At 34.3% G+C, this 12,277-nt stretch carries 11 protein-coding genes; 7 read left to right on the forward strand and 4 right to left on the reverse strand.

Translation table 11 applies throughout. The features are described from left to right. Positions 1-63: 63 nt before the first annotated feature. Positions 64-1,068, forward strand: coding sequence for a GNAT family N-acetyltransferase (locus tag HCQ94_RS02810; protein ID WP_166981657.1), 1,005 nt, complete (start codon positions 64-66; stop codon positions 1,066-1,068). Between the two features lie 114 nt (positions 1,069-1,182). Here HCQ94_RS02810 and HCQ94_RS02815 read toward each other — a convergent pair whose 3' ends face one another. Then, positions 1,183-3,624, reverse strand: a complete 2,442-nt coding sequence (locus HCQ94_RS02815; protein WP_166981659.1) for a DNA gyrase/topoisomerase IV subunit A — start codon at positions 3,622-3,624, stop codon at positions 1,183-1,185. Positions 3,625-3,692: 68 nt separating this feature from the next. Here HCQ94_RS02815 and HCQ94_RS02820 point away from each other — a divergent pair, with 68 nt between their 5' ends. Continuing rightward, positions 3,693-4,847, forward strand: coding sequence for an alkaline phosphatase family protein (locus HCQ94_RS02820; protein WP_166981662.1), 1,155 nt, complete (start codon positions 3,693-3,695; stop codon positions 4,845-4,847). A gap of 212 nt (positions 4,848-5,059) precedes the next feature. On the opposite strand, the gene sepH is transcribed toward HCQ94_RS02820, so the two are convergent. Beyond that, positions 5,060-6,070 (reverse strand): septation protein SepH, encoded by a 1,011-nt coding sequence (sepH, locus tag HCQ94_RS02825; protein ID WP_166981665.1) that lies wholly within the window; start codon positions 6,068-6,070, stop codon positions 5,060-5,062. Positions 6,071-6,234: 164 nt separating this feature from the next. On the opposite strand from sepH, the gene HCQ94_RS02830 reads away from it, so the two are divergent. The 4 genes from HCQ94_RS02830 to HCQ94_RS02845 are packed head-to-tail and all read left to right on the forward strand — an operon-like array spanning position 6,235 to position 8,292. Continuing rightward, positions 6,235-6,534, forward strand: coding sequence for a DUF4193 domain-containing protein (locus tag HCQ94_RS02830; RefSeq protein ID WP_166977452.1), 300 nt, complete (start codon positions 6,235-6,237; stop codon positions 6,532-6,534). Positions 6,535-6,551: 17 nt separating this feature from the next. After that, a complete protein-coding gene (locus HCQ94_RS02835; RefSeq protein ID WP_166981668.1) occupies positions 6,552-7,241 on the forward strand; it encodes a DUF3710 domain-containing protein in 690 nt (229 codons plus the stop codon). A 2-nt stretch (positions 7,242-7,243) separates the two neighbouring features. Next, on the forward strand, positions 7,244-7,618 hold the full coding sequence (locus HCQ94_RS02840) for a single stranded DNA-binding domain-containing protein (RefSeq protein ID WP_166981671.1): 375 nt from the start codon (positions 7,244-7,246) through the stop codon (positions 7,616-7,618). Positions 7,619-7,650: 32 nt separating this feature from the next. Continuing rightward, the gene (locus HCQ94_RS02845) at positions 7,651-8,292 is read left to right on the forward strand and encodes a DUF3159 domain-containing protein (protein ID WP_166981674.1); all 642 of its coding nucleotides are present in this window, start codon (positions 7,651-7,653) and stop codon (positions 8,290-8,292) included. Positions 8,293-8,502: 210 nt separating this feature from the next. On the opposite strand, the gene HCQ94_RS02850 is transcribed toward HCQ94_RS02845, so the two are convergent. Together HCQ94_RS02850 and HCQ94_RS02855 are read right to left on the reverse strand one after the other, a co-directional pair. Next, positions 8,503-9,225 (reverse strand): potassium channel family protein, encoded by a 723-nt coding sequence (locus tag HCQ94_RS02850; RefSeq protein ID WP_166981677.1) that lies wholly within the window; start codon positions 9,223-9,225, stop codon positions 8,503-8,505. Then, complete coding sequence (locus tag HCQ94_RS02855; protein ID WP_198418110.1) at positions 9,225-9,896, reverse strand: potassium channel family protein; 672 nt, start codon at positions 9,894-9,896, stop codon at positions 9,225-9,227. The genes HCQ94_RS02850 and HCQ94_RS02855 overlap by 1 nt, the downstream gene beginning before the upstream one ends. A gap of 282 nt (positions 9,897-10,178) precedes the next feature. On the opposite strand from HCQ94_RS02855, the gene HCQ94_RS02860 reads away from it, so the two are divergent. Next, entirely contained in the window at positions 10,179-12,200 is a 2,022-nt protein-coding gene (locus HCQ94_RS02860; RefSeq protein ID WP_166981680.1) for an APC family permease, read from the forward strand. Positions 12,201-12,277 lie beyond the last annotated feature (77 nt).

Consider the following 12,277-nt stretch of genomic DNA (forward strand, 5'->3'; position numbering starts at 1 on the left):
TTTGACAAAATGTCTATATTCTGAAAATATACAAGTAAGAAATAGGTGGTGAATACTGATTTTATGTCTTTGCCCGTGGAAAATTTGAATATTACGTGGAAAACGCTAGATAATACTAGTGCTAAAAGTCTTCATTCACTTATACATAAAATTGAAGTATGCGATTGTGTAACTTACAACACTGAAGAATATGAAATTCAGGAAATATTTGAGTCCGAGCAAAAATACTGTATTGGTGGCTTTACTCCTGATAATGAACTAATTGCTTATGCAGTAATAAAGACTACTTTAGATAAAAAAACTGTTCACTGTTTAGGTGGAGTAGACCCACAGTACCGTGGAATAGGAATTGGTACGTATTTGCTGTCTACGTACGAACAAATAACCGTAGAAATGTTAAAAGATGACTTTGATAAAAATAATAAAGTTAAGTTTTTGAACCACAATCCTAAAAAAGAGGGCTATGTTGTAGTAGAAATAAATGATACGAAAAAGGAATTGAAACTAAAATTAGATGAATTAGGATTTCTTCCTAAAAATAGATTCTACGAGTTACGTAAAAAAATAGATAAGCCTTATAAACACATACTGTTGCCAACATATAAAAAGATAGTAGACTGGCAAGAAAATTTAGAAGAATTAGTGAGAAAAACTAATAATAATATTGGCGAACAATACCTAAATTTACCAACTTTAGATATCCAGCAATGGCAATATTATATGCGTAACGCTAATAAAAAATGGTGTAAAATACTTTTAGATAAGTCGACGGACAGAAGTAAAATCATAGGATATATAGTTTCTTCTAAATATGAGCAAGACTGGAAAGTGTTAAATCATAAAGAAGCTTATATTGATTTGATTACAGTTATACCTAAAAAAGAACAGAGTATTTTGGTAAAAGCTTTGATACAATCTTACATAAATACTTGTATTGATGATGGCTTAGATTACGTAGCTATAGGCTTAGAACCTGACAAGCAACCAGAACTGTACAATATATTAATGGAAATGGGATTTGAAGTATCTAATTCATCTACAGAATACGTAAAGTCGATACAAATCTAAGTAGCAATATAAAACAACCACTACAGTTAAAATCGTATAGTCATACTATATTGCTAAAACCATCTATGTTCGACAAAGTACATACTAAAGTTGTAAGTCTATAAGAACTCTTTATTACTTGCCTATTATTTCGATATTTTTATCTACTTTAACTCCTGATGCATCACGACGAGTATCAATATCAGGTAGGCGTATAGGTAAAAATTCTTTAGATAAAGCACGACCAGTACCTACACCAACCCAAGCAAGTTTCAAGAAATCTTCACCTTTTAAGAATTTATGAACACGAACACCTTGTCCAGCACGATTTTTTATAGGAAAAGCGTTGAAAGGTGAAGTTTTAACACCCATCTGATCAGTTCCAGGTAAAGCATTGTCACAAGCAGCTACTGTAATTACATTAGCATTATCAATTTCATCTTCAGGAATAATACCAGTAGCTATAACATAGGCTCCATCACGTAAACTCATACCAGCAACACCACGTGATACTCGTCCCTGAGGTCTAATCTTTGATAACTCTAAACGCAACAGCTGTGCGTCACTTGATATTATTGCTATTTGTGAGCTGTCATCACCATAGTCAACGCTTACCACTTCATCATATTTTTCTAAAATAATAATTTCAAATTCTTCTTTATTTTCTAAAAACTCAGGGCGCATACGTTTTATAACGCCACTCTTGGTAACTATACATAAAGGACTGGAATCATCGCTAAGATTTACCAAGCCAATAACTTTTCTATCAGTTTCAAGTAGCTTAGAAGCTTCAGTTGCCCCATTGAAAGATATAGGACCTTCAACTCTAGGAAGAGCAACTAAATCTACAATCTCAACTTTATGTAAAATACCGTCATCAGTTACTAAACCGACAACAGAACGCGTTGTTGAAGAAATAGTATGTGTTATAGCATCATTACTAGCTCTGTCAGTGCCACAGTATATTTCTTCCTCACCATTTACACGGGCAATTAGTCCAGAGGCTGATAAAACTACTTTACAAGGCTCGTCCTCAATCATAAGAGGAATAGTATTCTTAGAAGAAGTACTAAGTAGAGGCTGAGCATTATTTTCAGCTCCCGATTCGCTTATTAACACTGTACGCCTAGGATTTCCTAGCTTAGTAGATATTTCTTCTAGTTCTGACTGTACTAGTTTAATTAGCAACAAATTATTGTCTAGTAAGCTCTGTAAGTATGCTATAGCTTCCAGCAAATCTTTCTTTTCGTTCTCAAGCTCTATACGTGAAAACTTAGTTAATCTGCGAAGTTTTAGCTCTAAGATATATTCAGCTTGAATATCAGTTAAATTGAAAGTATCAATAAGTGTTGCTTTTGCACTAGCAGCGTCATCACTTTCACGAATTATACTTATAACTTTGTCAATATCTAAAATAGCGATTAACAAACCATCAACTAAATGTAAACGCTCTTGTTTTTTATTCAAACGGAAAATAGTGCGTTTGCGTACAACATCAACTCTATGTTCAATAAATACCTGCAATAAGTCTTTAAGCCCTAGAACTTTAGGAGCTCCATTTACTAAGCAAACAGTATTTATGGAAAAAGTTTCTTCCATAGGCGTGTACTTGAAAAGTGATGCTAAAACAGCTTGAGGATTAAAACCATTTTTTAGCTCAATTACTAAGCGTAAACCATGTTCCCTGTCTGTTAAGTTATTTACAGCTGAAATACCTTGTAATTTTCTTGAAGAAACAGCGTCTTTAATTTTTTCAATTACGCGTTCAGGACCAACCATATATGGCAATTGATCTACAACAATTGCTTGTTTTCTAGCACTTATACGTTCTATTTTAGCATTGGCTCTTATTTTGAAAGATCCTCGTCCTGACTCATAAGCTTGCTTTACACCGTCAAGACCTACTATAACTCCACCCTCTGGTAAATCAGGTCCAGGAATAAAACGCATTAATTCATCAACAGTTGCATCAGGATTATCTAATAAATAAATACAAGCATTAATAGATTCAGTTAGATTATGTGGAGCAATATTAGTTGCCATACCAACAGCGATACCACTAGCACCATTTACAAGCAGATTAGGAAAAGCGGCAGGCAAAACTTCAGGTTGCATATAGCGGTTATCGTAGTTTGGTACGAAATCAACTACTTCTTCGTCTAAGTTGTTTGTAAGTTCTAGTGCTGAGGAAGCTAATCTAGCTTCTGTGTAACGGTAAGCAGCAGGACCATCATCTAGAGTACCAAAGTTACCATGTCCGTCAACTAGTGGTAGGCGTAGTGAAAATGGTTGAGCCATTCTCACCAAAGCATCGTAAATAGCACTGTCACCGTGAGGGTGCAACTTACCCATCACGTCACCGACAATACCAGCAGATTTTACATGACCTCTATCAGGTAGAAGTCCCATTTGTTTCATTTGGAATAGAATTCTTCTTTGGACAGGTTTCAAACCGTCTCTAGCATCAGGCAGAGCTCTAGAATATATGACAGAATAAGCATATTCGAGAAAAGATGTTTCCATCTCATCACAAACATTAATATCAATAATATTTTCTTTTATTTTTTCTGTAGACATAAAGACAAAAACCTATTCTGGACGTAAAATCTTATCTAGAAACTATTCTAATACGGGAAAACGAAAAAATGACTATTTTTGAGCATATAGATGTAGAAAAAGATTATAAAAATATATTAATTACTGAAATTTTTGAGAATGTATTGAAAGTAACTAATATTATAAAACAATCTGATAATACGTTTTTGCCTGTTTTAGATAACATAAAAGATAAAAATATTAATAAAACTGTAATTGTTTTGGCTGATGGACTAGGGGCTAAACTTTTAAAATCTAAACAGTCGTATGCGCCTTTTTTGAGAAAACAAGAAGCACAAATACTTAAAACTTGTTTACCTTCAACTACAGTAAGTGCCATTACTGCTTTTACGACAGGTAAATTGCCTTCTGAAACAAACATGCTTGGGTGGAGTATAATAAATCCTGAAAATAGTAAGCTTTTAAAACTTTTGAGTTTTGAGGGGTACAACGGTGATCCTTCTGTTTTTCAGAAATCTAAGACTTGGTTTGAAAAACTCGCTGAAGAAAATGTACAATCTTATTATGTAGGGCTAGAAAAATTTGAGAATTCTGGTTTTACTCGAGCAAGTTTTAAAGGTAGCATTTTTCTTCCTGTAAAAGATGAAGAGTTTTTCATTGAAGAGACCGTGAAATTGAATAAAAAAGGTGAAAAAGTAATTTATTTACATTGGAAAGAAATTGATTACTTATCCCACAAATTAGGTACAAATAACTATGACTTAGAGCTAGCTATTGAGGGCTTTGATGCATTTATAAAACACCTATACTCAAAGCTAGATTCTAATACGCTGCTAGTAGTTTTAGCTGACCATGGGACAGTAAATGTCCAAGAAAAAGACCGCATATACATTGATACATTTAGCAAATATGACTTTATAGAAAATATTGCTGGTGAAGGACGTTCTTTACATATTCATCTAAAAAAGAGTGTTGATAAAAAAGCTTTTATTGCTGATTTGCAGGAGTTTTTAGGTGAAACAACGTACATACTTTCGAAAGAAAACTCTTTTATAAATGGGGAAAAAATTTTTGAAGATACTGCTTGGGAAATCTTGGGAGATATTGTACTTTTCCCTAAGGAAAACTACTTATTATGTGATAGAAATACTCAACCTGAAACGATGATAAATTTAAAAGGAGTACACGGCTCCATAACTAACGACGAAGTTTTAATTCCTTGTATCTATATGATAAAAAGCTAACTTATTTGAAAAATAGTATCAAAATATTCACTAAAACTTTATCTATAGAATATAAAATGGCTTTTTAAAACGTTGTTAATACTTATTTAATAAAAAAGTAATGAAAATTTTATTTATATCTATATGTATTATCTGGAATAAAAAATTATGCCTAGTAACAAATTAAGGTACTAGACATAACTCAAAGATAACTTTATTCCCTTTATAAGGGACTATTTGATTTTTCCTCCGAAAACAATTTCATCCCAAGTTGGCACAGATTGACGCTTATTGGTTTTCTTAGCCACAGGCTTAGGAGTTTGTATAGGAGCTTCCTCTTCTTGAATTACTGGTAAAGATAGCTGTGTTTCTTCTAATTCGTCATCGGATACAGAACTAGTACTTTCTTGGTTAGTAACTGCAGAAAAATCTCCGAACAAAGTGGAGTCAACTTTATCAGTATTACCAGTAATGCTCGAAATAGCGATAACGTTATCCACATCAGATGTTACGCTTTGTGGCAGTGATACAGAGTTGTCATCACCATAAATGTCAGCATTTTGTCTTGTTCCACGCACTGCTGATAATTGGTCAAGTAACTCATCAATGTTTTCAACTTGCTGAGGCTCTTGTAAATCTTCAGGCTTAGTTATAGGAACTACTATATCTGGAATAGTAGGAGGCATAGCTGTTTCGGTCAACCAATGTGCCTCTTCATCAATTGCATATATTCCATTTCCAGTTTCACTCATAGACCAGTGAGCTTGGCGTTCAGTCGTTCCCTGTACAAAAGTCAAAACTATTTCCCAAGGTTCGTCATTTTTCTTGATTGCTGTCCACTCCATAAAATTAGGATCTACACCACGAGCAGCAAGCCTATCAATAACAATATCGCCAAGTAGTGGAGAATCAGGATCACCGTTTACACGGCAAGAAAGAGCTCTTTCAGCAGCCCAAGTTCTTTCAGCAATAATAGGACGTTCATATTTACGCAAGCGGTCAATTGAAATGTCATACGTCATAGCTATTTCTTCTACAGATGCTCCAGCACGTATCAAAACTTGTATATCTTTGACACTAAGTGAAGAATTAGCAGCATGAATTGCTTCTAAATGTGGACGATCTTTACGTACAGCAGCACGCAAAGCATCATTAATCAGCAAAGTGTAACGTGAACCATCTTCAGCGGTTAAAACAAGATAGTTTCCATCACTGTGTAACCCTAGTAATTCTAGTTCAAGCACACTTCCTCCTATGTGTAATAGCCATTACGTAAGTATTAACTTATACTATATGCTACATCATATCTATATAAAATACATGAAATACAAATAAAAGATAGATTTTTTAATTTAATAATGTTATTATCCAACCGCAAATAAATTATTTTTGACTCGAAAGGGTATCTATGGCTAAAGATTACGATACGCCTCGCAAAGCGGACGATGATGTGCAAGAAGATTCTTTTGAGGAACTACAATCACGTCGTCAGAACGTTAGCACTTCTTCATTAGAAGATGATGAAACTGAAGTTGCTGATAGCTACGAGCTACCAGGTGCTGACCTTTCTGGTGAAGAACTATCTGTTCGTGTTTTGCCTAAACAAGACGATGAGTTTACATGCTCTGTTTGCTACCTAGTTCACCATGTATCTCAGATGTCACATGAAGAAGATGGGCAACCTGTTTGCTCTGACTGTGCCTTCTAAAAGAGTAAGGATAAAATATGGGAATCTTCGATCGCTTCAAGAAAAACAAAATAGAAGATCTCGACGTGCAAATCAAAGAAGATTTTAAGATAAAAGATAATTCTGATGTAGAAAAAGAAGTTGAGCAATTCGAACAAGTCGAGAACAATGTTATACACGGCCCATATGATATTTCTCAAGCACACGAAAAAAATAAGTATTTGAATATGGGAGCTTTAAGGATTCCCGCTATTCCTGATATGCAGGTAATTCCTGATCCGTCACCTCAAGAAGGCTACTATACGAGCGTAACTTTAGTACTTGAAGAATCTGCTTTGAATTTGATGGTACTTAGTGATAGTAAATCTGGTGGACTTTGGGCAGAACTATTAGAATTATTGTCAGAAGATTTTAATAGTCAGTCTGCAAATCCTATTGAAACAGCTGGACGCTACGGTAGAGAAATAGTTGCGACTGTAACTGCTTCTACTCCTGATGGTCGTAAAGGTACTGAAAAGATGCGTTTCATAGGTGTAGAAGGTCCTAGATGGGTTTTACGAGCAATTGTTACTGGTAAAGCAATGCATGATGAAGAAACCGAAAAAATAATTGAAAACGTATTTGAAAAAGTAATAGTTGATCGTGGTGAAAATCCAATTCCTCCTGGCGAAATATTACTTTTAGATTTGCCTGAAGAATTACCAGAAATGCTACAAGAAAAAGAATAAAAATGTTTCTCAAAGACTTCTTACTCAACTTACTTCGTACTAATAGGGAAGATATTGTTGCTATTGAAGAAAAAGAAGTGACATCAAAGTTGGGATTAACCTCCATCATCGATGTAAAAGAACGAGAAGAAGTAAAAGTTGGGGGAGTCTTAGAAGCAATTACTTACCATCCGTCCTCTTCGTCTTCAGCGTTAGGGGTTGGTGCTACTTTATATGATGGTACTTCTTCTATTGATATCATGTGGTTAGGTCGTAAAAAGATTCCTGGTATTGTAGTTGGAGTGCACATAATAGTTGAAGGTAGAGTTGTTAAGCAAAATGGTCGCTTAGCGATTATGAATCCTATATATGAGATTGTTTCAGACACTATTTTATAAGCGTGTAACAAAAACTGGAGAAAAGAAGTTTGATGGAAAATAAAGATGAGTTAATAAAAACTAAGTTCGCTTCTCAGATATTAGATGATAATTTCTCTTTTATGCAAGCAAGCGGCGGTTTGCTAGGTATACTGGGATCAGTACTGCCTAGTCTCATCTTTGTTATAGCTTATCTTATATTACATACTTTTTTACTTCCTATAGTCTTTGCAGTATCTTCCAGTATAGTTTTGGGTGCCTTGAGTTTTATGTACAAGAAACCTATTTCTCAGATATTTTTTGGGATAATTGGTGTTGTAATTTGTAGTTGGTGGGTTTATCAAACAGGGCGTGCTGAAAACTTTTTTGTATTAGGTCTTATAACAAATGCTGTTTATTTGTTCGTAATGCTAGTTAGTATTTTAGTGCGTATACCTTTGATTGGCTTATTGGTTGAACTGATCTCTTCTAGCCCTCTTTTGTGGAGAAAAAATCCACGTAAGTATAGCGTATATCGAAACGTAACATGGGTATGGGTAGGAATGTTTGCGCTTAGATTAGGGGTAAAATTACCTCTATATTTATCTGAAAACGTTGCTTGGCTTGCAACTGCTCATATAATTTTATCTGTGCCTTTATACGTTTTGGTTGTATACATTTCTTGGGTAATGATAAAGCCTATTTTGAAACTCTAATTTATAGGTGTTATGCAAGAAGTAGTAGGAAATAGTAAGCATTCGTAGTTGAATTTTTGTTTATTTTAGAATGAGAAGTGTAGATACGTGTTGCTACTGTAACTTTATATTAATAATGTAAGAAAGTATGCGTTTATAAAACTTTTAAATACAGGCAAAACTATAAAACAGTTTTGTTTATGCATAAGTAAAAACGATAAAGTTGTTACTTTAGCCTAGTGAGTCTTCGCTAGAATCTGAATCTAGGACTTGGATACGAACATTAGCTTCTAAAATCGCTTGTTCAATTAGTTCTAAATCATTTTCACCTTGCTCAGATACCAAAAGTAATAATTCATCTCCTGCTTCAAAAATATCATCTGTCCATGAAGGTACCATTGGTCTGTTATTACGTAAAATAGCTGATAGAATTGCTGTTTTTGGTAAGAACAATGTGCTGATTTTATTTCCTACTAGCGGTGAATTATTATCTAGAGCGTATGAATGCATAGAAGCTCCAGATTTTTGGAAGTTAAAGATTCTAACTAGTGAGTTTACAGATAATGCTTCTTCAACTAGGGCAGTCATAATTCTAGGGGTTGAAACTGGCACATCAACACCCCATGAATCGCCAAACATCCATTCGTTCTTAGGGTTATTTACACGAGCCACAGTTTTAGGTACGGCATATTCTGTCTTAGCTAATAGAGATATAACTAGGTTAGCTTTATCATCTCCAGTAGCTGAAATAGCCACATCACATTCTCGTATGCCAGCTTCTTCAAGAGTGGTTGGGGAACAAGCATCAGCTAAAATCCAGTCAGCTTCAGCCACAGAAGCAATACGCATAGCCTCAGGTGAGTTATCTATCAAGGTAACCTCGTGCCCTCGTTGCAACAACTCTCGGGCAATGGAACGTCCAACCGACCCAGCTCCAGCAATTAAAGCACGCATTAGAAATTTTCCTTTACAAATTCAGATGATAAAGCACGTTTTACTATTGAACTATTATCAGCACTTACGGAAAATACAATTTCGTCACTTTCTTGAAGAACCAAGTGTGGCGTTGGCATCATGCTTTTCGTAAATCTAGTTATAAATACTACTTTTATATTGAGTTTTTCTTCAATTGACTCAATTGTATTGCCTATCCAAGAGTAGTGAGGGTGGCAGCGATATATTCTTATTTCAGCACTATTTTGGTGGTAAATTTCTTGAGAAGATTCGCTAGGTAACATCCAATGCAACATGGCATTTGTTGTCCACTTTACCGGCCCAACTGTAGGTATACCGAGTTTTCTATATAAACTTGCACGCTCAGGATCATATATACGAGCTACAACATTTTCAACTCCAAATGTTTCACGCACAATTCTAGATGCAAGTATATTGGAGTTATCACCATTTGAAACAGCAGCAAAAGCGTATGCTTCTTCAATACCTGCTTGTATCAAAATATCTTTGTCAAAACCAATTCCTTTTACACGTTTTCCTGTAAAATTGGCAGGCAAACGTCTGAAAGCATCAGCTTTCTGGTCTATTACGGCAACTGAATGCCCTTGATCATGTAATACTGCGGCGAGTGTAGACCCAACACGTCCCGATCCCATAATTACGAAGTGCACAACAAAAAATTACGCCTAATTTTGTAAAATTTCATCTTTTACATACTGATTTCTTAAAAAATAGGCAATATTTTAATATTTCTTATACAAATTTACGTTATTTATATACAAACACTTAAAGTTACGTATTGGTAACACTTTGTAAAACTTATATATATGTAGAGTAAAAATGAATAATATACTTTAAAAATTTTTAGGTCAACTTCACTGATATGTGACAAATATATAAAACTTTATTACTCAAAAGTGTATTTTTGAATAGAAAAGAGTAATATTTGTAAAATGGATGATTTATTTGAGAAAGTAAAATTATTAGTTGTTGGCAAACCAATGCGTTCTCACTATAAAAATACGCATACTTTGTCCAAACGAATTGCTATACCTATTTTTGGTGCAGTAATGATATCAACTTTGGCTTACGCTCCTGATGAGATATTTATAGTTTTATCATCAAATAATATCGCCAGTATATCTTTAACTATGTTAATAGGGATAATGATTACACTTACTATGGTTGCAACAGCATTATCCTACCGTAAAACTTTATATGAATACCCTAAAGACAACAGCGATTACGAAGTTGTTTCATCTAATCTTCATCCAACTATTTCTCGAGTAGTTGTTGCTACATTATTGGTTAGCTACGTTTTAACCTTAACCGTTTCCATATCTGCAAGTGCCAGCTATATTTCCTTACTGTTTCCATCTTTCGATGGCAGAGAAAAATACATTGGTATCATACTTATTCTTTTGCTCGCTCTAATAAATTTACGTGGTATACATATAACACATAAAGTATTTTCATTTCCTGTTTACTTATTTTTAATTCTCGTATTTATAATGATTATAGTAGGATATTTCCAGTTCTTTACATCAAATCTTCCTATTTTACAAACGATACAATATGATGCTAGCTACACTAATATTAACAATACAAGTGAAATTAGCTTATTCAACTTCTATGTAAGCGTAGCTGCCTTTGCTGCAGGTTGCGTATTACTTGCTGGAATGACAACTGTATCTAATAGTGTTTACGTCATGAAACAACCATCAAGTAAAAACGCCTCTAAAACCATGTTCGCCCTGATAAGTATTGTTTCTGTGGCTATGCTCAATATCATATTCTTAGCTTCAGAAATAGGTGTAAAACGTTTCGCAACCACCAGCAAACAACTTTTATTCCATTCAGCTGAAATAAGAGAAGTAAAAGTGTCTCCTATTATTGGTCAGCTCAGCACAAGTATTTTTTCAAATACCTCACTTATTTTTACTTTTATTGTTTTTATAACTAGTATTGTCTTAATTATTGCTGGTAATGTAGCTTTTCATGACTTCCCTAATTTAGCTTCTTTGCTTTCAAGGGATAGTCTCTTGCCTAACTGGTTATATAAACGAGGAGATAGGCTAACTTATTCTAATGGAATAATTGTTTTATCAATTTTAGCTATATTCCTGATGGTAACTTTTGATGCTGATGTTTCTAGCCTTGTGCAACTTTATATTATTACCATTTTTGTTACACTTTCAGCTTCGCAAATAGCGATGGTACATTATTGGAATAAACAGTTACGACTTGAAACTCAAAGCGTTATACGTAGGAAGAATAAAATCTCTAGGGTTTTCAACCTAGTAGGTGCTTTTATTAGTTCATTTGTGTTAATCATGATAATTGCGACACGGAGTTTAGTAGCAACTCTAGTAGTTATAGCAATGATTCTGATTATTTTTAGCTTTATGGGAGCTGTTAAATCACACTATGAACGTATTTCAAAACAACTTGCTGTAAAAGATTATAACGATGCTAGAATTCTTCCATCAAGAGTTCACGCTATGATACTTGTCTCTAAGTTACATCAGCCTTCAATGCGTGCAATTTCTTATGCTAGAGCAACTAACCCATCTAGCTTGGAAATATTGACGGTGTGTGTAGACCAAGAAGAAGCCGACCAACTTCATAATCAGTGGCAGCAATCTGACTTGAAAGTTCCATTGACTTTTGTACACTCACCTTATCGTGACATAACAGGTCCAATTATCAAATATGTTCGCTCAGTTAGAAAGCGTTCTCCTAGGGACTTGGTTATGATTTTTATTCCAGAGTATCTATTACCTAACTGGTGGGCTAAACTACTACATAATAGGACAGCCATTCGTTTGAAGACTCGTCTCTTGTTTACTCCTGGTGTAGTTTTAGTTAATGTACCTTGGCGTATTGATAACGTTGAAGATAAAGAAGTTAGTGCTAAAGCTAGGGTTAAAGCACCTGAAGTTGTTATAAGACAAGATAAGCAAGATAATAAGTAATTTTACCTTTTATATTCGCGTTACTAAAAGTTACATCAAAAATAGTGTAATGTTGTGGTAAAAGTGGGTAAATTGAA

Source organism: Actinomyces sp. zg-332 (assembly GCF_011751945.2).
Lineage (GTDB): Bacteria > Actinomycetota > Actinomycetes > Actinomycetales > Actinomycetaceae > ZJ293.